The organism is Bombella saccharophila, from assembly GCF_026385475.1.
GTDB lineage: Bacteria > Pseudomonadota > Alphaproteobacteria > Acetobacterales > Acetobacteraceae > Bombella > Bombella saccharophila.
In genome coordinates, this window is the sequence record NZ_JANIDW010000002.1 from 376,055 (window position 1) to 396,480 (window position 20,426).

Sequence of the window (20,426 nt, forward strand, 5' to 3'; positions counted from 1 at the left end):
CCTCATTTCTTCTTTGTTTTTTAGTGATGATTACGCAGGAGCTGCACTGTGAAAGACGCTCATTCCCTTCGTTCCGTCCGTCCTAAAGGTGGGGTCATGTTTCTATCGCAGTTTAGCCGGCATTTATTATGTGGGGTTGCCTCGCTTGGTTTAGCGGGTTGCTTAATGGTCGGGCCAAAATATCATCAACCAAAGGATTGGGCCCCACAGCATTATGACCTCCATAATGGGAAGAATCAGCCCTCGCCAAAAAGCACGCAAGCGGGCCTGCACGGGGCTAATGCCGCTCCAGAGGATAAAACACAGGCAAAAGCCTCGCCGTCCTCCATCGTGACAGAATTACCAATGGCCGATAAATGGTGGACCTCCTTCCATGACCAAGAGCTCACCTCTTTGGAAGAGCGTGTAGCCATCCAGAACTTATCCTTCCTCTTAGCGACGGAAAATCTGGCCCAAAGCCGCGCACAAATGCTGATTGCCGGGGCAGAACGCTTCCCCAATCTCTCCGCAACGGGGACGTATGTTCGTTCGCAGCATAGCTCCAAGCAATTACAGGAGATTTTTAAGCGCGTTGGTAAGGGCTTCCCCGACCTTCCCTCACAAGAGGCGAATTTTCTTCAAGCCTCGCAGGAAGCCTCTGTTCCTTTGCTGAATCAATGGCAGGATAAAATTGACGCGACTTACGAAATCGACCTCTGGGGCCGGGTGGCGTATCAATATCGCGCGGCAAAATATTTGATGAAGATGAGCGAGGAGGAAAGGCGTAGCATCCTTATTGCCCGCCAAGCCGATATGGCGCGTGATTATCTGGAGCTACGCGGGGACCAAACACGCCAGCGCATTTTAGCAAATAGTCATGCAACCGTGCAAAATCTGCTCTCGTTAGCGCAAAGCCGCTATAAGAGTGGTCTGGTGACCGAGCTTGATGTCGATAGTCTTAAAGCGCGTCTGCATGGTGTAGAAGCCCAGCAGGCTAATTTGGATGAGACTGTCGCGCGGGAACAAAATGCCATCGCCTTACTGCTTGGCCAACCCCCTCAGAGCTTGAATGAGGAGCTAGGCCGCACAGCAACCGTGCCGACTGTGCCGCCTTTTGTACCCGCTGGTTTGCCGTCAGAACTCGCCCATCGCCGCCCCGATATTCGTGAAGCAGAGGACCATCTGCGTGAAGCTGTGGCAGAGGTTGGTGAAGCTACAGCGGATTTCTACCCTAAAGTGACGGTCACGGCGGATTTTGGTTTCCAGACCTTATCGTTTCGTGACCTTGGTTTTTGGAATGCACGGGCTTGGAATGTCGGGCCGAGTATTTCTCTGCCTATCTTCCAAGGTGGACGGCTTTATGGGCAGTTGAAGTTGAAAAAGGCCGCCCAACGCGCTGCCGCTGTGGAATATCGCCAAACAGTCTTACAAGCGTGGAATGAGGTCGATAACGCGTTACAAGCTTATCATGATGAACAAGTTCGTCGTGAGGGCCTCTCCCGCACTGTAGAGGACCAACAGCGCGCGCTTGTTTTGGCAACCAGCCAATATAAAGCTGGTCTTGCTACTTACCTTGCTGTTTTGGAGGCTCAAGAACGGTTGCAAAATGCTCAACTCGACCTCGCAGGTAGTGATGTTGCCTTCGCAACAGACCTTGCACGTCTTTATAACGCTCTAGGTGGTGGTTGGTCTGATGTGTTGCCTGATGCGGAAATAAGTCAGGCCCATATGGCATCCTCGCGATGAGGATTGACCATATAAATGGTGGCGACTCCTTGATTCCCCAAGCGTGGAGATTGTCAAGAGTGGTTGTTTGTTCACAAGTTTTTCCACAGGCGATATACTGCAGAAAATAGCCATTCTAGGTAAAGTATTCTAGTGATTATCCACAATATAGAACAAGCTAATATTTATTCTGGAGATGATTTATTGAGAACGCAGCAAAAAGGGCCGACATTATAAAATGTCGACCCTCTGAAAGGTCTTTTAGCCCCGCGGAGCTAAAGAGACGTCTTTCTTATTTTTGGGCTGCGGTTGCTTCTGTTACAACGTTTTCCGAGACAAAAACAAGGCTGTCTATGGCATCATTCAAAGCCACTGCGGCAGCGTCAGGATGGTGACCTTGTGCAAAGATAAGCGCACGGTTTACGAACCCTTGAAGCTGGGAAAGCGGTGCAAGAGCGATGATGAAGTCAATGTCTTGTCCAACAACTTGCAGCGTCTGTGCTGCTTGGGCTGTTTGTCCAGCTTTTAACTGCGCATTCGCCGTAGCAATGGCTGTTTTCTTAGCGGGTTCTAATTCTGTTGTGGCAATTACCTCACCGCCTACAGGGATCCAATCTGTCGGGCCTGCTTGGGCTGTATGCTTGCTCGGTACTGGGTGCTGTGGAGCTGGGTGAAGGTCAGTCTCAGCAGCGGTAAATTGCTCGCGCGCTTTCGCTGCTAAATCCAGATGAGAGAGGGCGGCTGTTAGGGCAGGGATGGCTTTCTCATCTTGGCCTGCGGTGAGGAAATGTTGAGCCTCGACAATGCTGAGCATAGCCTTTTGGCCGTGGTCAGAAAGATGATGGAAGGCGCGATGCTCTTTACGCATATCTGCGCGCTCTTTATGGAGGCGGTGTTGATCAACAGGTGCGGCATCGTCAGCCCATACAGGGGCTGCGAGTACACTAAACCCTAGGGCGGAGAGAGTTAAACCCTTAGTGAGAGCCGTAAAGCGCATAAAAATTCCTTTTCAGAAGATGAAGGGAGAAAGCTCCCCTACAACCTCTGCCATGAGACCCCAGCAGCCGTAAAGGTGCAATAGGATGAATTGGGAAGCAGATATGTGCTATATTGTACGCTAAAAAATTTCGACATGGCTTTTAAAACCAAGTAAGGCTGCATCGCGCAAATTGCCTTGTCCATTGGGACGGAAGAAATATTCTAGTAGAGGTTGGAAGATTACTCCTCGCCATACGTGAATAGCGTAGTTAACTTCTAAAACGGCTGTATGACGTTGCACGCCCGTCGCATGGTTGGGAAGACGGCTATATTGTGCATTATCAAGCATCATAGCCTCGGTAGCTTGTACACCAGGGGCGATCTTCTCGTAAGTAAAAGCGATGCCAAGTGTATCAAAGGGGCGGGAGCGAATAAGCCCGCGGTCGATGAACCCTCCATAAGCTTCCCATTCACGCAGGGCGATGCGCTTATCGTTATAGAGGAAGCCCCAGAGTGCTGTAATGCCGCGCTTACTGTCCTTATAATGGGTAAGAAGATGCTGGTCAGCCATAAACCAAGCCCCATAACCATCATGGTGGAGGTCTTGCCTGCGATGCGTTAGGGCATAAGGCTGACCGTCAACATCGTAATAATTATCAGGGCTTGGAGCCGTCATTAAGACACCACCAATTTTATAATGCCCCGGATGATTTTTACCAAAGATAGGCTCCCATCCCATCTCGTAGGGTAGGCGAAACCCGTTAATGTTTCCTCCATTAAATTTGAAGCCTGTCCTATGTTGTTCATTTTTATAAATTCCATTTTCCCCCGCATAGAGGCCAAGCTCCATATAGAGGAAGCGGGAAGGACGGCCGCGTATACGCCCCCCCCATACAGCGGCGGGATAACCACTGGTAAAGCTGCTATCGGTTGCTGCTTTAGGACGGCCGCAAATACTACCATTTTGGAAGTTACAAAAGAGCGGGCTGTTCTGGAAGTCCGACATCTCAGACATACGCCCTGCGGCTATGGAAAGCCGTCCCCCAAGAAGGGTCTCTTCCCCATAGGCCATAACAAGATGGACGACCACATTACCACCGCCACCATAATCTTCCGAAGCATGGTTTAACCAATCCCCGAACATACGGTTTGCCGTGGTCCCATAGCGGCCTACGAGGATGCTATGGGTGGAGAAGCCACGCAGCCCAATCAGCTGTTCCCAGTTTACATTGATAGAGGCAGCATACTGCCCAGCATTACTCGCCCCTTGCTTATATCGGGCAAAATGTTGGGAGTTGGGATAGGATTTGGTCGGCGGGGTAATAGCTCCTGCAAATTCGTTTGTATTATCGAGGAGAAAGGCAATCCCGCGTTTGCGGAGCCAATCGGTCATCCCAAAACCATGAGGAAATAAAGCTTCAGGTCGTGCAAATGGGGGGACGGAGGTTGTATATCCGCTATGGGCAGGTAAAGGCGTATCCACACGTAGCATGGGTTCGCTACCGACGATTTCATCTAAGACCTGAGCCTTAGCTGCTGGGGCAATAAACCACAGGCAGAGAAACCATAATGTGCTAAAAATTTGAATCGGACGTGAAGAATGAAAACGCTTCATGCTGCCAGGACGTAGAGGATGTATCGGCATGAATGTCTCCATTGTTCTGAGGGGCCACAACACAGGCGATTGTTTAAGATAATATCCTCTTACGAGTGCTAAAGAGTTTTGGGAAGGATATCAAAATTTATCTGTAATGCGTAGTTATAGCATTGTGCAAAATCCATTCTCTAAGGGATCTGGCAAAATGATCAGGAGTGTGGGAAAAGCAGGGCATGAGTACCCATCTGGAAACCCACACCATTCATCCTATCCCTCACACGCATCGTTATGGGCGTGTTGCGGACCTTTTTTCGGTATGGTTTAGCGCAAATATGACGTTGCTAACCGTTGTAACGGGGGCATTAGGGCCAGCTATATTTGGCCTTTCTCTGTTTTGGTCCGTATTAGCACTTGTGTTGGGGAACATGGTGGGGGCTGTTTTTATGGCACTCCACGCAGCACAAGGGCCGCGTTTAGGCGTCCCACAGATGGTACAAAGCCGTGGGCAGTTTGGCATTTATGGGTCTGTGCCAATTATTGTGCTTGTGGTTTTGATGTATATCGGCTTTGCAGCCTCCAATTGTGTAGTCGGGGGGGAAGCCTTGGCACATGTTTTACCTGCCTTTAGTGGTAGTAGAGGCGTGTGGGCAGTAGCGATATTAACGCTTGTGCCGTGCATAATGGGGTACAAAGCAATTCATGCATGTTCCCGTTTGGCCAGTTGGGTGTCGATTATTGCGGTGGTTTACGCCATCGGATGTGGTCTCGGCGGTTTTTCACGCAGTTTATTGGCGGATTTACACGGCACAGTTGCTGGCTTCTTTGGGGCATTTTCCGTGTCCGCGTTGTGGCAGATTGCTTATGCGCCTTACGTTTCAGACTCATCACGCTATTTACCTGACGAGTCTGGCTCGGGACGACAAGCGTTTTGGGCAACTTACGGTGGGACAGTTCTTGGCGCCATTTTACCGATGGTTTTGGGTAGTTTACTGTCTTTAAGCTATCCTACATTACCGCTTGCCGGGGCTTTAGCTCACGCTGGGGGGCGCGTAGGTAATCTTGTTTTACTTGTTCTTGCATTAGCTATTCCCTTAGCAAATGCTATGAGCGTTTATTGCGGTGCGTTGTGTAGTTTAACCTTTGTGCAAACATTTCATCCCGCTTGGCGTTCTGGCTTAGGGGGAAGGCTAGTGATGACTATTTTATTGCTAGCAGTCGCCCTGATGATGAGCCTAGGTATGGCGAGCGATTTTTTAAAAGCTTATACGTCATTTCTGGATGTTTTGATGGCAGTTTTAGTACCGTGGACGGCTATCAATTTGTGTGATTATTATTTGCTGCGTCATGGTCAGTATGATGTGAAGGCATTTTTTGCTGAGGATGGTGGTCTTTATGGGCGGTTTAATATCCTTGCGTTAAGTGTCTATATGTTGGGTGTCTTAGTTGAGATTCCTTTTATGAAAACCGGACCATATACCGGGGTATTAGTCCCTAGGCTGCATGGTGTGGACATATCTTGGGTGGTTAGTCTTTTAGTAACAGGCGGGGTTTATTGCCTGTTGGTACGCTATGTCCGTGGTAGGGATGTAACGTCGCCTTAAAAGAAGGACTAATAGGGTACATTTATATTTATAATCAGCCTCCCCTATCAATCCAACGGCACTTCTCTTATTAAAGTGCAGGGTGCTTGTACGCAGGCGCTACTGCATAGGGAGGGTATGTGCTGTACAGGAAGGGATCACATTTATGGCCCATAATAATATGGGTGTTTGTGGTTTTTCTGGGAGGCGTTTTATGGGCGTCTTATGCCCATGCCGCGGATATAACATTCGCTGTTATTGGCCCGCATGAATATGACCTACCGGTTGATTTTAAGCCGTTTAATGTCTTTGTGCAGTACGGGGACGGTAATGCGGCTACCTTCCATTATGATGGCCAAGGGGCGCGTCATTCCGGCCAAGGGGTCCATACATGGTCGGGAATGAGCAAATATGTTCATTTCTGGACGTTTAAATCCATCCCCAAAATTGGCTTTGCTTATGAGGTGATTCAGACAGAGAGCTATCAGCTTGCCAATGGAACCAATTTTGGTGGGTTAGGCCCAACCATTAGCGGCCCTGCCGTGTGGTTTAAGCCGAACGCTCATAGCACCTTCGGGATACAGACCTTTATGCAAACCCCAAGTGCTACACGGGACCGCCTTAATCCTAATTATTGGTCCAATCTTTCAAGCTTTATGTTCGATTATGAATGGAAGCATTTCGGCTTTGATGGTGATTTAGGGGCGGTTGTGGCGTCTACGTTGCATAATAGAGGCCAACATTCCTATCATCCAGGGACGGCCTTCCATAGCAATTTGCGCTTTAGCTGGAAGGCCTCCCCACATTGGGAGCCATTCTTTGGGTTAGATTGGCAGAATAATGCCGGGTTGCGCGATAATACATTACGGCATTATGTAGCCAATACAAGCAGCCGTGAAGTCGCTTTGGGTGTTGGGCTGATGTGGAATATTAATAGCGCGTGGAATATAACAGCCCGTTATTCCCATTCAGTAGAAGGGCGTAATATAGCGGAGACAAACGCTTATTATCTAAAGTTAGCTTATTTATTCCAAGGGGCAATATTCTCTCATTATTAACCTGATAAGGGGCGTAGGTAGGGTTCATGTCGTAATGTTAAGTATATGTGCATGATGCAAAAAGCATGGTGGCGAACAGCCGATATAGCTGGCCCGTTCCTTTTGCTATTTATGGCGATTGCAGGTCTCATAGCGGCGAACTCGCCTTGGCAGGCTAACTACGCATTATTGGCTCACCCTATGGGGGATGTGCACATTACCGGATGGAACGGGCGCACATGGTCCCTCACATTACCTAGCGTTATTGAAGCCATCACGCTTGGCCCGATGACATTATTTTTTCTGCTTATCACTTTAGAGCTTAAAAAGGAGCTTGTTAGCGGGCATTTATCGCAATTACGTCAGTGCTTATTACCATGTGTCTCCGCACTAGGAGGGGTCGTTGTGCCCGCTCTTTTATACAGAGTAATTGCCGCGTCAGAGCCTGCTTTGCAGGCAGGTTGGGCCATCCCGATAGCAACAGATGCCGCTTTTACAGTGCCGATTTTATTGGCATTGGGACGATATGTTTCCGAAGGCGGGCGTGTTTGGCTCATGGCCCTTGCTATTTTTGATGATGTCTTAGGGATTCTGATCATCGCATTATTTTATGGCAGTACGTTAAAGTACGGGCCCTTAATCGTTAGTGCGGTATTGGTGGGATGCTTGGTCTATTGGGGGAGGCGTGGGATTCGTGCTCTTTGGCCGTATAGTGTGGCGGGATGTTTGTTATGGGGATGTTTGTTAGTCTCAGGGGTGCATCCTACCATAGCGGGCGTTGTTGTAGGCTTGTGCCTCCCCGCACGAGTGAAGACGGCCCCTTCGCCTGTGGAGCGTATGGAGCATTACGTCACACCATGGGTGAGATGGGTGATTCTGCCTATATTTGGCTTTGTGATTATGGGGATACCGTTACTGACCCTCCCTCTCCATGCGGTGAATATACGTCTGGTTTGTGCTGTAGCGGTCGGGTTGGTTATGGGTAAGACAACGGGCATTTTCAGTGCAACGTGGCTAGCTGTGCGTTGTCGGTTGAGCCCTCTGCCTTGCCAGACGTCATGGTATATGGTGTTTGGTTTATCTATGCTGTGTGGTATTGGCTTCACCGTTAGTCTTTTTATGGCCTCCCTTTCATTTGCTGGGTCTAATTTACTCTTATCCGCAAAGCTTGGTATTCTGAGCGGCTCTCTCATGGCGGTCTTGATGGGCTGGGTATGGCTGCGAGCGGGCGTTACGGTCTCTGAGTAAGAGGTTTGTTTTTATATCGTAACGATATGACTAAAAAAATAGATCATGGAGTATAGAGTGCTGCTCGACAGCATGGTCCATTCTTTAGTATGGCAAAGCATATGAGTGATAATGAAGTGGAGAGCATGATGGTGGAGGAAGCAGCGGCCAAACGCGGCTATGCGGCGCGGCGTAATCGCCGGAAGGGGCCTCAGCTATTGCCATCAGGCCGTCAGCAACTTCAGCCCCCCGGTGGGCAAAAAAAGGTCTTGCTACATTCTTGCTGCGCACCGTGTTCCGGTGAGGTGATGGAGGCCATGACGGAATCCGGGATTGATTATACCATCTTCTTTTATAATCCGAATATTCATCCAGAGCGGGAATATCTTTTACGCAAAGATGAGAATATCCGCTTCGCAGATGTCCATAATATTCCGTTTATTGATGCTGATTATGATAAAGATAATTGGTTCGAGCGTGCAAAAGGGATGGAGTGGGAGCCAGAACGAGGCATACGCTGTACGATGTGTTTTGATATGCGCTTTGAGCGTACAGCACTGTACGCGCATGAGCATGGCTTCCCCGTTATGACCAGTTCCCTTGGTATTTCTCGTTGGAAGAATATGACCCAGATTAATGAGTGCGGTGCGCGCGCTGTAGCTCCCTATGAAGGGTTAGAATATTGGGATTTTAATTGGCGTAAAGGCGGCGGCTCTGCTCGGATGATTGAGATTAGCAAGCGCGAGCGTTTTTATAAGCAAGAATATTGTGGATGTGCTTATTCTTTGCGGGATACAAATAATTTCCGCCGCTCAAAAGGTCGCCCGGCGATTGTTTTGGGAGAGGAGTTTTATGGTGAGGATGATTAAGGGCCGCATCATTTACGTTTCGTAATCCCGTACACGTGGTTGAAGGGATGAGCTGGCATGAAGATTGCGATTGTATGTGATTCCTTTAAGGGTAGTCTTTCCACCTTAGAGGTCGCGCGGGAGATTAAAGCAGGATTTTCGCGTATTTTCCCTCATGCTGATTACCTTTGCCTCCCTATGGCAGATGGTGGAGAAGGCACAGTGGAGGCTTTTGCCCAGGGGACGGGTGGGCAGATAATGGCATGCAGCGTGACAGGGCCATTGGGCAAGCCTGTCTCTGCTTTTTGGGGCGTGAGCGGGGATGGGCGCACCGCCGTGATCGAAATGGCCGCCGCGGCGGGTCTCCCTTTATTAAAACCGGATGAGTATGCACCATTACAGACAACAACCTATGGCGTGGGAGAGTTGGTGCGTGCTGCGTTGGATCATGGCTGCCAGCATATCATCATTGGGTTAGGCGGTAGTGCTACAAATGATGGTGGGGCTGGGTTTGCTCAGGCTCTGGGAGTAAGATTGTTAGACGAGCGAGGGCGTGATTTGCCTCCCGGTGGTGCTGCCTTGGCTCATCTCGCACAGATAGATGCTTCTGGCTTGGATGCTCGATTAGCGTATGTCACGCTGGAGGGAGCCTGTGACGTTACAAATCCTCTCACAGGCCCGCAGGGGGCTTCGTCGATATTTGGTCCACAAAAAGGGGCCTCCCCACAGGATGTAGCACAGTTAGAGGCTGCCCTAACACATTATGCAACGCTCTTAGCATCTCAATCTGGACGTAATATCGCTCATATATCTGGGGCGGGGGCAGCAGGTGGCCTTGGTGGTGGGCTGTTGGCTTTTACACACGTAACCTTACGGCCGGGTGTGGAGATTATTGCTGAGCAGCTGCATTTAGCCGAGCATTTTGCAGAGATGGACCTCATCATCACTGGTGAGGGGCGAATGGACGGGCAGACAGTCCATGGGAAGGCCCCTATGGGGGTTGCGCAGATTGCAAAACGCTTTGGCAAGCCGGTGATTGCCATTGTTGGCTCTACTGGGAAGGATGTAGAGCTTGTCCATCAGGTCGGTATTGATGCGGTTTTTGATACGGTCTCACACCCAGCAGATTTAACGACGGTGTTGCAGGAGGCCCCTGATTCTATTCGTCGCGTAGCAGAAAATATTGCCGTTGTAGTGAGGATGGGTATGAATTTGGGTATTGATAACGAGAAAGTTTGAGGCACGAACTCTTGAAAACTAGAGAATATATCTTAAATTTCTGGTACCTGCCGGTGCATCTCAGCACGGTGTGTATGTAATAAAGTAGATTTTATGATGCGTCACTTCGTTCAACCTATTCGCGTTGCTATAGGGGCCTTTCTAGGGCTTGCTTTTATATTGGCCTCTCCCGTGCATGCTGCAGCACCGGCGGCAACACCGGCTGATAAGGCCGTTGATAATCCGCCCTCCTTGGTTATGGCGCAGGCAGAGGGGGATTTTGGTTGGAATAATGTAGCAGTTGCTTTACGGGCACAATTGGAGCAAGACCAAGCTACTTTGCGGGCTGTTAGTACAGGGTTGGGGCATGCTAAGGCTCCGTTAAGCGGCAGTGCTTTAGATGTCTATAGTGCGCAGGTGCGCGTTGTACGACAGCATGTCACGGATGGTTTGGCGCAAATTCAATCCTACGAAGGCTCTATTAATTCATTGTTGCAGGTCTTGGGTAATAAAACCGAAGATGGAGAAGATGCCGCTATTACTCGGCAGCGAGGGGCTGCGCGTAAGACATCGCTCGGTATTGCATCATTGCAAGTACGGATGCGTGTGTGTGATTTGCAGACACGCCAGTTAGAAAGCCAGTTGGATGGTTTGCGGCGGCGTGTACAGCAAGGGGCGCTTATTCGGCATGTAGAGACCCCGTTGAGCTTAGGATTTTGGCAAAATATTGGGGCAGAGGGCTATACGGCTCTTAAAAATTTAACCCGGTCTGAACTGAATATATTGATCGGCACATTAGGGGTTATGGGGCTGGTCTTTGTATGTGAGGAAGGGCTGCGCTGGTTGGCAGGTAGAACGCTTAATGCTGCTTTGTCTCGAGTGCGCTGGGCGACGGCCATTCGGACACAACGGGCGTTAGGGAGCGTTTTATTGGGTATATTATGCGCCCTGCTCGCGGAGGTGCTGTGGCAAGGTTGGGAGATGGTGGCCTTTGGTTTTGAGGGTATCCCTTTCTTGGCAGGGCAGTATTTAACTCAATCATTACCAGTATTTGGGTTTGTTATAGGGGCGGGTGTTTCGCTTAGGCGTTGGCTTCGCGGGAAGGTATGTCCCCTATGCAGCTTATTATTGGGGGTGGGCGTCCTATGTTGTGGGGCGTTACGTACAGCAGAACTCAATAAAAGTTTAGGCCCTGGGTTAGATGCGGTGTTAGAGGGTAGCCTTGCCCTTTCGTCAGCTATTCTCCTTTATGTACCGTGTCGCGTTGATAAAAAACGCCAACAAAATGCGGGCGATGAAGTCGGAGACTTAGGCGGAGGAGTGGCGCAGGATATTGGGGGGATTTTGATGCAATATTTCCCCATACATGGTATTTCCGCTTTATTATTAGTGGTGACCGGTCTGGCTGTATTAAGCGGTTATATTTCCTTTGCTTTCTTATTAAATGATTGGGTTTTAACGCTACTTTATGCGTTTGGCGTTGTAATGTTGCTCATGCAGGCATGGCGTGATTCAGCTCAATTTGCCTTTTCTGCTCAGAGCCATTTAGGGCGTATTTGGAATGAACTGGGATTAAGCGCTCGGCGTTTGGCCCAGATGGAGGTCGTGAGTACCGCCTTGGTGGGGCTAGGCCTTGTTATGGTTTTCCTTGCCCTCTTGCAAGGTAGAAATGGTGCTTCTTTTAGTGGGGCATGGCAGGGTTTACAGCAAATTTTTGCCGGCGATATCTTCTTTGGTATTCCTTTTTCACCGCGGATGCTCGTAAATTCCGCGTTGCTCTTGGTAGGCGTGTTCTACGCTATTAAATTTCTCCAACAATGGTTACAAAATCGCCTGTTTCCCGTTACGTCATTAGATAATGGAGCGCAGACATCTATTATAAGTATTATGACTTATACATTATGGATTGTGGCGGGGCTGAAGCTGTTGTCCATGATGGGTATTTCGGTTCAGAATTTAACATGGGTGGTCAGTGCCCTATCCGTTGGGGTGGGTTTCGGCTTACAATCTATTGTGAAGGATTTTATTTCAGGACTAATTTTGTTAGCAGAGCGTCCAGCACAAGCGGGGGACAAGATTAGTATTAGCGGGACCACAGGGGTCATCCAACGTGTGAATGTTCGTGCAACGGATATTCGTCTCAGTGATGGTACTATGGTGATCATGCCTAATTCTCAATTCATCACCTCGAATGTGCAGAATTGGAGTGCGGGGCAAAATCCAATTAAGGTCAAACTTGTTGTTGCTGTACCCTCTAATGTAAGTTTGGATAAAGTGCAGGAAATCTTCATGCAAGTTGCAAATGAGCAGCCAAATATTCTACGGGATCCTGCCCCTCAGATTCTGCTTGATTCGAATGCGGGTCAAACAGTGGGTGCAACATTGGCTGTCTATATAGCACGGGGGACAAGTAGTGATGCCGTTACCACCTCTGTAATGGGTGCATTGATGGATCGTTTTAATCAGGAAGGCATTTCTCTTATTCTGCCATCATAAGGCTTTGGGGGGAAGCCGAAGTGATTTGTAACACTTCGGCGTCTTTCTAGGTTTATTTCCCATCAACAGAGCGGGCAATCTCAGCAACAAGCTTGACGAGGTAAGCACGGTCAATTTGGGTGTTTTGACTTTCGAGCCGGACGACATCTTGTACGAGGGCAAAGATGAGGTCCTCGCGTGTCATGTTGCGGGCTGGGTTTGCGTCATTTTGTGCCATAATGGATATCTTCCTTCCATAAGAGATGGTGATGGTAACAGTGGCAATTCATTGCGTACTGCTTAGTAAGTCTTTTAACAGTTTTTTGCTGCTGAGGTCACGCTTTGTTAAGAGGAAAAGCGCAAGAAGGTAGAAGCTGCGTATAGTGCTACGGTACAGAAAATAAGGTGAGAGTAGTGATGATAAAGCGTTTTAGGTCTTTGTTAGGGTCAATGACAACAGAATGTCATATGGAGCAGGAGGACAAAGTGTCTCCCGTGCTGACGGCTCTGATGGTGAGCTGTATCTTAATTGCGGTCGGTTGGGTGCTTCATCCTTTTTTATTACCTATTGTGTGGGGAGCAACCATTTCAGTGACATTTTGGCCATTAGTGCTGAGGTTGCAGTCATGTCTCTTCGGTAGTCGGGCTGCCGCTGTGTTTTTTACAGTCCTGGCAGCGTTGTTGGTGTTCTTCTTACCAGTTGCGCTAATATTTCTCATTTTTGCACAGCATGTAAAAGATATATCACATTTTATGACCATACTGCCCTCATGGCAGTTGCCTGCTGTCCCGGTTTGGGTTGGACATATTCCGCATGTGGGTGGCCGTATCGTTGCTTTTTGGGACCATATGAGAGAAAACAGCCTGCCGGGCTTAGTAAAGCAGATTGTTCCTCCACCTGAAAAATTATTTGCTGTATTTTTATCCTCGGCGGGTAGTCTTGGCTCTTTGTTGGTTGAGTTTGGCTTAACATTAATCGCGATGGTTTTGTTTCTCACTCATGCAGAACGTATTATTGATTTATTAGTACGCATTAGTTCCCGCTTAGGGGGAGATGCTGGCCGTTTGTTTCTACATAGGGCGGAAACTACAACACGGGGTGTTGCTCTTGGTGTAACTCTTACCGCGATTATAGAATCTCTATTTGGATGGTTAGGGTTAATGGCCGCTGATATGCCTATGGGTAGTGTTATAGCGGCTGTAATGTTTGTGTCCTGTGTATTGCAATTTGGTGGGGCTTGGGTGTTATTTGTTAGTACCGTTTGGTTATATTTCACTGCTCCCTTGATGCATGCATCTATTATGTTATGTTTTGCGCTTATTGCTGTGGCGAATGATAATTTTTTACAGGCCTTTATTATTCGTCGTTATGTAAAAATTTCAGTAGTCGTCATCATGTTAGGTGCTTTTGGTGGTATTGCCACTTTAGGTTTTGCTGGAGTATTTATAGGACCCACATTGCTTTATTTGGCTGAAACATTGGTGCGCGAATGGGCAGGAGGGACCACGGGAGAAAATCTTAAACAAGAACACCCATCTTAAGGATGGGACTGAGGTGAAGGAGGTGATCTTCGCAAAAGAAGATAGAGTACCCCTCCCCAAAGACTAAGAGTAGCGATAATTAAGGCGCTCGTTAGGCTGAGTGTTGCGCTGTTCTGTGTTGCAGCATGGCGCAGCATAACCACAGTAATGGCTATTGAAAGTGCTGTCGCTGAGCCTGTTAGAATGATGATTCTATATAAATAGCGTGGTAATAAACAACAGCCTAAGATGCTGAGGCCAAAACAAGTATAGTATACTAAGCTAATATGTCGATAGGCCTGTGTCATATACGTTTGGGGTGTGTTTAGGATATGTGTTGCATGTGATATATCCGTAAGGAATATAATACGTGCCGTAAAAGGACTTAGGGCAATGATGCTGCAAAGGCCGAGTAAACAGCCCATAAGACTCCCCTCTGTTAGATGGCTGAGCCATATTGGGGGTATGGCTATTTTAGATGATGTTTTTTGATGGGGCCTTTTATAGATGTGGGCGTTAAGCCAAAGCTGATTGGCTGAATGGAAGAAAGCGACCCCGCAGAGAGCTAAGATTACATAGAGCCAACGTACGAATTCCCCCCCAAAACTTCCAAAATGTAATGCTAAGCACCACGTTAACAACCGGCGGCTAAGGGGCTGTTGTGAGGAGAGATTTTGTGCGTCTATAAGCGTTCCTGTATAGGGGTTAAGTGTAACGGAGTTACGATCTCTGCCGATCATAGGGTTATGTTGGTCTGTGCCTTCTATGATTAAAGAAGTGTGAGGTGTTTTTGTATACGGCAAGGGGTCATTAGGGGTGTACAGAGGGGCGCGTAGAGTTATACGTCTTGTGAGTGTGTCGGCGGGTAAGGGATTCAGAATGTAATCTAGAGTATGAGGCTGGAATGTGGGCGCTAACTTGTGCAAATATGATAAAGCAGTATCGGGTGATATGAGGTGAGGTGGATAGACGATATTTTCTTGTATTAATGCGGTGTTATGTTTTGAATGCGGAATGATTTTGGCGTCAGAGAATGTGTAAATTAAAGGGAAAAAGGCAAACATAGCTGTTGTTAAAGCTATGATGAGGTGAAAGGGCAGAGAGCAGAGACCGAGCAAGCTATGCACGTCTAACCAAAGTCGCCTTTTATGACCTTTGAGATGAATGGTCATGAGATTACGCCACATACCTGGAAGCAATAGAATAATACCGGAAAGTAAAGCGAGCCCATAAAAGAGACAAATAATACCAACTAAAGGCATAACCCATGGTTCTGGTAGTGGCAGTCCCATGCGGCGGTGTAGGCCACCAATAAAACAGGGAACAGTTGTGGGCTGTAGGTAATAAACGCTTTGGTCATTTATTGTAGAGTAACGTGGTATGATTTGTGGAGAGGGAAGGCCGAGGGGGAGTCCCAGCATAATGGGGAGACTAAAGCGTGTTGAAGGGGAAGAAGTAAGGTTGATGCGGTAATGATGTAACTGAGAGGGAAAGAAAATGTTTGTATCATTGTTGGTGGGAAGGGTAACAAGCGGTTGTATTGGAGGAAGTGGAGGTGTACTCCATTCTTGAAGCGGGTTTGCAAATAATGTAACAGCCCCGGCCAAAAAGCTTATGCTCAAAAAACTGCCAGTTGTAATACCGATCCAGCCATGTAGTGTTTGGTAACGGCGTGCGAGTTGGTATATTTTATGCCTAGTCCCGATACCGATACAGCCGGTAAGGACGAAAAAGCAGAGCAAGCAGCTCCCTAGTAGCAATAGAGAGCTACCAGTTTTCCCATAGGTTTGGGAGATAATTAAAATCCTGTCTGTCTGATAAGCCCCCTCCATTATAAAGAAACTACTCAATAGTCCAATGAGTAAACGTTTCCAGAATGAAGAGGGTGATGTGTTCTTCACGGAAGGGTAGAGGAGTAGTGTGTGGTGATGATGGCCCAAAGGATGGGCAGTAGGCATAGGAGGGACATAGTCCATCCCCCAAGGCAGAAGAATGCCCCAATCAAACCAAAAACGGGGATCCAGGCTGCCCAAGCGAGAGCGGCAGAAGAGGCAAGTAAGCTAAGGCCGCGCGCACGATGTAAATAGCGAGGATGTGGTGTTTTCCCTGGGAGATGCATCCAAAGTAGGATGGTGGAAATGCTGCTTAGTACAAGGCCTATCAAGAAGAAAATAGATTGTTCATCTATGTTTGACATTTTAGCCTTCCAGAATCCAGCACCTTATGCACAGGATTAATTTTATGGGAGGGCGGATGGTGCGTCAAACATGTATTGGTAATGTAGGATATAAATGTCTTTAATAAGTTTTATTAAGTTTGGTTGCATCAATGGTTAGTCGTGCTTGCGCAAGTAATCTAGTTGCCCAATAGCGATAAAAGCGACCAGCAAGGTAAAAATGACGATTAGCTGGAACATAAAGTGGTATAAAGGTGACATGGCATCCTCTTTGGGGTGGAGGGGTAGCAAATGAGCCTCAGTTACTAAATACTAAATTTTATGTAATAAACAAACATATTTTTCGTATCTAATGGGCATAGCTGGCATAAATTGGTGGATGTACGCGGTAGAATAAGGAGGGGAATATGGAAATTAGACCAGCGGAAGCAGGGGACCTAGCGGCTATAACGGAGATCTACAATCATGCTGTTAGGACTACTACGGCTATTTGGAATGAATGTGTAGTGGATGTTGCTAATAGGGCCAAGTGGTTGGAGGAGCATAGGAAGGCAGATTTGCCAGTTTTGGTGGGTATAGATGAAGCTGGTTTAGTGAATGGATATGCCACCTTTGGTCCGTGGCGTGCGTGGGATGGATATCGTTATACGGTGGAACATTCTGTTTATGTACATCCGGCTAAACAACGTAGAGGTGTTGGTAGAATTTTAATGGAGACGTTAATGCAGCGGGCTCAGCAGAAAGGCTATCATGTCATGATGGCAGGCATTGAATCTGGAAATGAAGGGTCTATTCGTTTGCATGAACAATTGGGTTTCCAGAAAGTGGGGCAGTGTCGGCAAGTTGGTTATAAATTTGGTCGTTGGCTGGATTTGACATTTATGCAGCGTATTCTCGGAGAGTGAAGTTCTATCAAAATAAGCTTGTCAGAGGATGATTTTTGTTTTTAATTCGAAATTAAAAGAACAGTGGGGGTATTCAAAATGATGAAGGGTAGTGCGTTGAAGCGGGCATGGTATCGTGTAGGGTATGTGATGGTGCTGCTAGTGAGTGGTGCAATCTTGTTATCATCTGCGCGGGCTGAGGGGCTGGACCGTGTATATGAGGTTCAAGCGGAGTTAACACCGACGCCGCTTGTAGTGGGGACAGCGACACCTCCACAGGATATATTAGCTGCAAAATTGGGTCCTAATATTAGGCGGGGCCAAGTGCAAAAAAATGTGGATCTTGGCCAAGGTGTTTATAAGCTTGGACGCTATCGTATGCAGGTTCGTTTACATAGCGGCCCTCATGGAGGGTACGATAATGGGACAATGAATTATAACATTACCGCAGTGTTGAATCGTGTCACGAATAATCACACAGTGTCTATTTTTACACGAGTGAAGGGTGTGCTGAAGTTACATGATGGCCAGGCATATGCACAGCTGTCTACCAATCGCTATTTTGCGGGTGTGGTGCAGATAAAGGCGATTGCAGTAGGTTTCTGATGTGCATTAAAGAGATGATTGGGAGGGTGGTATGAGATTGTGGAGGAAGTGGGCGAGGATAGCGGCGGAGTGCTGGGGGGCTACGCTTTTTGCGGCCTCAACGGCAATGGCACAAGGCAGTTTTGCTTTACCGGCATCAGGCATCAAAGCGTCGTATAGCCCTTTAGCTATCCCAACGTATTTTAAGCCGATTGATGTGTCTTTAGAGACGTTATTGAATCAACGTTATGCTGTTGTGGCGGCGCATGTTGGAGGTGGAGAGGAGGTGTTGGTGTTGGCACAAAAAACACTCCCCTCTGTACCTGATAGGGTAGCGATATGTGCGTTGACCATGCCTAATCCTGCTGCAGACCAAACTATAGTAACCTCTCGTTGTTGGGCATTGAATCATTTTGATAAGGGGCAATAGTCTACGTGTAGATTATTATAAAGACGTGGTGCATAGTACTGGTCTCTAGTGTGTAAGGGGAAGAAGTGATGATAGATTCTGTATATAGCTTGTTAGGATATGAGGATGAGGTTCGTCAGCTAGGCAAGAAGATTGGTCGGCTTTCTAAACATGAACTTTTTTCACAAGATTTGGCTCCCTTTCCTAAGGGTAGTACCAAGGTGACGTCTCGTCATGAGGCATTCTATTGTGAAATTGAAGCATCTCATCAATTTTATAAGCAAATGGTGAGTTCCATGGAGAGGGAATTCCATGAATTATGTGATCGGTTTTCATCGGAGCGTTATTACGCCGTTGATGCCGATTTTAACCGTTTGATGGTACAATTTAATGGTAACTCTGCGAATGATACGCTGGCTTCTATGCGTTTTATGAATCGCTTTATTTTGTGTGTAAAAAAGAATACTCCATTTGGTGAGGATGATGCTCACGTTCTTTTTGCAAATTATGGAAGGTTGATTACGCGATAAGGCGTATCATGTAATGCGTTTTTTTGTAAAATACATTAGCGTCATAAAGGAATGAGCATGACGTTTGATATTTATACAATATTATACATTATTGCTATTATCGCTGAAGCTATGACAGCAGCCCTCTTGGCGGGTAAGTTAGAGATGGATTTAGTTGGTGTTTTTTTACTAGGGTGGGTGACTGCGTTGGGGGGCGGGTCTATTCGGGATGTGTTGCTGAACCATTATCCGCTTTCTTGGGTGCGGCATCCTAGTTATTCGTTGATTACTGGGTTTGCGGCTTTGGCGACTATTATCGTAGCGCGTCATATGCATAAATTGCGCAAGCTTTTTCTCTTTTTAGATGCGATTGGTTTAGTTGTTTTTACGGTGATTGGTTGCCAAGTGGCGTTGGTGGGTCATCTTTCAGTCATATGTGTTGTTATTTCTGGTATGATTACAGGGTGCATGGGGGGAGTTTTGCGAGATATATTATGTAACGATATTCCGTTACTTTTTCGTTCTGAATTATATGGGACGGTGTCTGTAAGTACGGCTGTCGTATTTCTTTTTTGTTCTCATTTAGTCGAAAATAAAAATATCGAACTTATTATTGCAATGGTTTTTGGAATTACGTTTCGTTTATTGTCGATCCGTTATAATTGGACGTTGCCTCGTTTTAGTTATCGGTCTTAGGGGGATTGCGGTTAGGTGTGGCTATGGGGAGCGAATAAGATAATAGCAGCACCACTTAGGCAAAGGCTTGCACCGATTATATCCCATATATCGGGTGTTGTATGTTCCATAACCCAGCCCCAAAGTAGGCTCATGATGATATAGATACCGCCGTAAAGTGCGTAAGCGCGTCCGGCATGATCAGAAGGGCTAAAGGTTAGCAAGACGGCGAAGAGGCCTAATGATAGGCTCCCGGGGATAAGCCATAAGGGATTACCATGGAGTTTTAACCACGTCCAAAAAGCAAAGCAACCAGCGATTTCGGCACAGGCTGTGAGGCTATAAAGTAATATAGAACTGAGCAGGAGAGGCATATAAAGAGAAATAACCAATAGGATAAGGGGCCTATTATATGGATACCTTATTTGTAGAGGTATTGCTATTAAGATGAAAGAGCCTGCATTGGCGCCATGGCGTTTGTCCAATGCAGGGGGGGTATTTAGTGGGGTACGTTGCTGGGTGCTGCGGCGGTTGTTGTGGCTTCTGGGCGTTTCTTTAACCCAGATAGCACTAGGGCTGTGCCGGTGAGGATAGCGGTTGCGCCTGCGATGACCTTACCGAGGTCGAATTTGACTTTGCTTTCTACAGTTGGGAGCAAGCCGTCTGCGACGGAGGAGATTCCTGCCGTGACTTTATCCACATTTGCGGAGCTTTTGCCTGTTGCTGCGGTGAATACGCTCTCGCCGGCGGCGATGAGGGCGGAGAGGGAGGGGGTTGTATCGGCCATGATAGGCTCCTGTTCAATTTTAGTGAGTGTTGGTTGGTGAGGGTTCAGTCAATGCGGCGGGGAGTCCCGTGCATTGCTGCTCTTGGCCCGATTGCTGGGCAGGTGGTTGGCCGCCCAGCCTATGTTGAAGGCGAGGATGTTCATCAGCCGGTATGGGACCGTCCAACGCGACCCCGCAGCGGGTGGGCGGATGATGGTAGAAAGTGCGGCGCATGC

General features: G+C 47.7%; 20 protein-coding genes. 13 read left to right on the plus strand and 7 right to left on the minus strand.

Going from position 1 to position 20,426, the window contains the following annotated elements; translation table 11 throughout:
• The first annotated feature begins 96 nt into the window (after positions 1–96).
• Positions 97–1,725, plus strand: a complete 1,629-nt coding sequence (locus tag NQF64_RS06005) for an efflux transporter outer membrane subunit (RefSeq protein WP_266106804.1) — start codon at positions 97–99, stop codon at positions 1,723–1,725.
• Positions 1,726–1,996: 271 nt separating this feature from the next.
• Here the strand turns inward: NQF64_RS06005 and NQF64_RS06010 are convergent, their stop codons facing one another.
• Complete coding sequence (locus tag NQF64_RS06010; RefSeq protein WP_266106805.1) at positions 1,997–2,701, minus strand: YfdX family protein; 705 nt, start codon at positions 2,699–2,701, stop codon at positions 1,997–1,999.
• A gap of 120 nt (positions 2,702–2,821) precedes the next feature.
• Positions 2,822–4,297 carry a carbohydrate porin gene (locus NQF64_RS06015; RefSeq protein WP_099026669.1) on the minus strand — a complete coding sequence of 492 codons (1,476 nt, stop codon included), beginning with the start codon at positions 4,295–4,297 and terminating at the stop codon, positions 2,822–2,824.
• 215 nt (positions 4,298–4,512) lie between these two features.
• Between NQF64_RS06015 and NQF64_RS06020 the strand changes: the two genes are divergently transcribed.
• The 6 genes from NQF64_RS06020 to NQF64_RS06045 all read left to right on the plus strand — a co-directional run bounded on the left by NQF64_RS06020 (position 4,513) and on the right by NQF64_RS06045 (position 12,685).
• Positions 4,513–5,880 carry a purine-cytosine permease family protein gene (locus NQF64_RS06020; protein ID WP_266106806.1) on the plus strand — a complete coding sequence of 456 codons (1,368 nt, stop codon included), beginning with the start codon at positions 4,513–4,515 and terminating at the stop codon, positions 5,878–5,880.
• Positions 5,881–6,050: 170 nt separating this feature from the next.
• Positions 6,051–6,917: a transporter gene (locus NQF64_RS06025; protein ID WP_266106807.1), complete on the plus strand. Its 867-nt coding sequence runs from the start codon at positions 6,051–6,053 to the stop codon at positions 6,915–6,917.
• A gap of 51 nt (positions 6,918–6,968) precedes the next feature.
• Positions 6,969–8,144, plus strand: coding sequence for a Na+/H+ antiporter NhaA (gene nhaA, locus NQF64_RS06030; protein ID WP_266106808.1), 1,176 nt, complete (start codon positions 6,969–6,971; stop codon positions 8,142–8,144).
• 101 nt (positions 8,145–8,245) lie between these two features.
• The gene (locus NQF64_RS06035; RefSeq protein ID WP_266106809.1) at positions 8,246–8,992 is read left to right on the plus strand and encodes an epoxyqueuosine reductase QueH; all 747 of its coding nucleotides are present in this window, start codon (positions 8,246–8,248) and stop codon (positions 8,990–8,992) included.
• 57 nt (positions 8,993–9,049) lie between these two features.
• Positions 9,050–10,210: a glycerate kinase gene (locus NQF64_RS06040; protein ID WP_266106810.1), complete on the plus strand. Its 1,161-nt coding sequence runs from the start codon at positions 9,050–9,052 to the stop codon at positions 10,208–10,210.
• A 93-nt stretch (positions 10,211–10,303) separates the two neighbouring features.
• Positions 10,304–12,685 carry a mechanosensitive ion channel family protein gene (locus NQF64_RS06045; RefSeq protein ID WP_266106811.1) on the plus strand — a complete coding sequence of 794 codons (2,382 nt, stop codon included), beginning with the start codon at positions 10,304–10,306 and terminating at the stop codon, positions 12,683–12,685.
• Positions 12,686–12,737: 52 nt separating this feature from the next.
• Here the strand turns inward: NQF64_RS06045 and NQF64_RS06050 are convergent, their stop codons facing one another.
• Positions 12,738–12,902: a hypothetical protein gene (locus NQF64_RS06050; protein WP_180794188.1), complete on the minus strand. Its 165-nt coding sequence runs from the start codon at positions 12,900–12,902 to the stop codon at positions 12,738–12,740.
• Positions 12,903–13,114: 212 nt separating this feature from the next.
• On the opposite strand from NQF64_RS06050, the gene NQF64_RS06055 reads away from it, so the two are divergent.
• A complete protein-coding gene (locus tag NQF64_RS06055; RefSeq protein WP_266106812.1) occupies positions 13,115–14,206 on the plus strand; it encodes an AI-2E family transporter in 1,092 nt (363 codons plus the stop codon).
• Here NQF64_RS06055 and NQF64_RS09025 read toward each other — a convergent pair.
• Together NQF64_RS09025 and NQF64_RS06060 are read right to left on the minus strand one after the other, a co-directional pair.
• Positions 14,203–16,161: a PepSY-associated TM helix domain-containing protein gene (locus NQF64_RS09025; RefSeq protein ID WP_407651818.1), complete on the minus strand. Its 1,959-nt coding sequence runs from the start codon at positions 16,159–16,161 to the stop codon at positions 14,203–14,205. The genes NQF64_RS06055 and NQF64_RS09025 overlap by 4 nt on opposite strands.
• On the minus strand, positions 16,083–16,382 hold the full coding sequence (locus tag NQF64_RS06060; protein WP_143813609.1) for a hypothetical protein: 300 nt from the start codon (positions 16,380–16,382) through the stop codon (positions 16,083–16,085). Before NQF64_RS06060 ends, NQF64_RS09025 begins: the two co-directional genes overlap by 79 nt.
• Positions 16,383–16,768: 386 nt before the next feature.
• Between NQF64_RS06060 and NQF64_RS06065 the strand changes: the two genes are divergently transcribed.
• From NQF64_RS06065 to NQF64_RS06085, 5 genes are all read left to right on the plus strand, one after another.
• Positions 16,769–17,266, plus strand: coding sequence for a GNAT family N-acetyltransferase (locus NQF64_RS06065; RefSeq protein ID WP_266106813.1), 498 nt, complete (start codon positions 16,769–16,771; stop codon positions 17,264–17,266).
• A gap of 78 nt (positions 17,267–17,344) precedes the next feature.
• The gene (locus tag NQF64_RS06070) at positions 17,345–17,851 is read left to right on the plus strand and encodes a hypothetical protein (RefSeq protein WP_266106814.1); all 507 of its coding nucleotides are present in this window, start codon (positions 17,345–17,347) and stop codon (positions 17,849–17,851) included.
• Between the two features lie 31 nt (positions 17,852–17,882).
• Positions 17,883–18,260 (plus strand): hypothetical protein, encoded by a 378-nt coding sequence (locus NQF64_RS06075; RefSeq protein WP_143813606.1) that lies wholly within the window; start codon positions 17,883–17,885, stop codon positions 18,258–18,260.
• A gap of 68 nt (positions 18,261–18,328) precedes the next feature.
• On the plus strand, positions 18,329–18,769 hold the full coding sequence (locus NQF64_RS06080) for a hypothetical protein (RefSeq protein ID WP_099026381.1): 441 nt from the start codon (positions 18,329–18,331) through the stop codon (positions 18,767–18,769).
• A gap of 57 nt (positions 18,770–18,826) precedes the next feature.
• Positions 18,827–19,444: a trimeric intracellular cation channel family protein gene (locus NQF64_RS06085; RefSeq protein WP_266106815.1), complete on the plus strand. Its 618-nt coding sequence runs from the start codon at positions 18,827–18,829 to the stop codon at positions 19,442–19,444.
• An 11-nt stretch (positions 19,445–19,455) separates the two neighbouring features.
• Here the strand turns inward: NQF64_RS06085 and NQF64_RS06090 are convergent, their stop codons facing one another.
• Both NQF64_RS06090 and NQF64_RS06095 read right to left on the minus strand, forming a co-directional pair.
• The gene (locus tag NQF64_RS06090) at positions 19,456–19,797 is read right to left on the minus strand and encodes a YnfA family protein (RefSeq protein ID WP_099026665.1); all 342 of its coding nucleotides are present in this window, start codon (positions 19,795–19,797) and stop codon (positions 19,456–19,458) included.
• 125 nt (positions 19,798–19,922) lie between these two features.
• The gene (locus tag NQF64_RS06095; protein ID WP_266106816.1) at positions 19,923–20,210 is read right to left on the minus strand and encodes a hypothetical protein; all 288 of its coding nucleotides are present in this window, start codon (positions 20,208–20,210) and stop codon (positions 19,923–19,925) included.
• Positions 20,211–20,426: the final 216 nt, after the last annotated feature.

Bases quoted from the DNA above. Each gene is read 5' to 3' on its own strand.
- NQF64_RS06075 (WP_143813606.1), top strand. From the start codon at position 17,883: ATGAGATTGTGGAGGAAGTGGGCGAGGATAGCGGCGGAGTGCTGGGGG.
- NQF64_RS06085 (WP_266106815.1), top strand. From the start codon at position 18,827: ATGACGTTTGATATTTATACAATATTATACATTATTGCTATTATCGCT.
- NQF64_RS06065 (WP_266106813.1), top strand. From the start codon at position 16,769: ATGGAAATTAGACCAGCGGAAGCAGGGGACCTAGCGGCTATAACGGAG.
- NQF64_RS06035 (WP_266106809.1), top strand. From the start codon at position 8,246: ATGAGTGATAATGAAGTGGAGAGCATGATGGTGGAGGAAGCAGCGGCC.
- NQF64_RS06060 (WP_143813609.1), bottom strand. From the start codon at position 16,382: ATGTCAAACATAGATGAACAATCTATTTTCTTCTTGATAGGCCTTGTA.
- NQF64_RS06015 (WP_099026669.1), bottom strand. From the start codon at position 4,297: ATGAAGCGTTTTCATTCTTCACGTCCGATTCAAATTTTTAGCACATTA.
- NQF64_RS06020 (WP_266106806.1), top strand. From the start codon at position 4,513: ATGAGTACCCATCTGGAAACCCACACCATTCATCCTATCCCTCACACG.
- NQF64_RS06080 (WP_099026381.1), top strand. From the start codon at position 18,329: ATGATAGATTCTGTATATAGCTTGTTAGGATATGAGGATGAGGTTCGT.
- NQF64_RS06040 (WP_266106810.1), top strand. From the start codon at position 9,050: ATGAAGATTGCGATTGTATGTGATTCCTTTAAGGGTAGTCTTTCCACC.
- NQF64_RS06010 (WP_266106805.1), bottom strand. From the start codon at position 2,701: ATGCGCTTTACGGCTCTCACTAAGGGTTTAACTCTCTCCGCCCTAGGG.
- NQF64_RS06045 (WP_266106811.1), top strand. From the start codon at position 10,304: ATGATGCGTCACTTCGTTCAACCTATTCGCGTTGCTATAGGGGCCTTT.
- NQF64_RS06070 (WP_266106814.1), top strand. From the start codon at position 17,345: ATGATGAAGGGTAGTGCGTTGAAGCGGGCATGGTATCGTGTAGGGTAT.
- NQF64_RS06090 (WP_099026665.1), bottom strand. From the start codon at position 19,797: ATGCCTCTCCTGCTCAGTTCTATATTACTTTATAGCCTCACAGCCTGT.
- NQF64_RS06095 (WP_266106816.1), bottom strand. From the start codon at position 20,210: ATGGCCGATACAACCCCCTCCCTCTCCGCCCTCATCGCCGCCGGCGAG.
- NQF64_RS06050 (WP_180794188.1), bottom strand. From the start codon at position 12,902: ATGGCACAAAATGACGCAAACCCAGCCCGCAACATGACACGCGAGGAC.
- nhaA (WP_266106808.1), top strand. From the start codon at position 6,969: ATGATGCAAAAAGCATGGTGGCGAACAGCCGATATAGCTGGCCCGTTC.
- NQF64_RS09025 (WP_407651818.1), bottom strand. From the start codon at position 16,161: ATGGACTATGTCCCTCCTATGCCTACTGCCCATCCTTTGGGCCATCAT.
- NQF64_RS06055 (WP_266106812.1), top strand. From the start codon at position 13,115: ATGACAACAGAATGTCATATGGAGCAGGAGGACAAAGTGTCTCCCGTG.
- NQF64_RS06005 (WP_266106804.1), top strand. From the start codon at position 97: ATGTTTCTATCGCAGTTTAGCCGGCATTTATTATGTGGGGTTGCCTCG.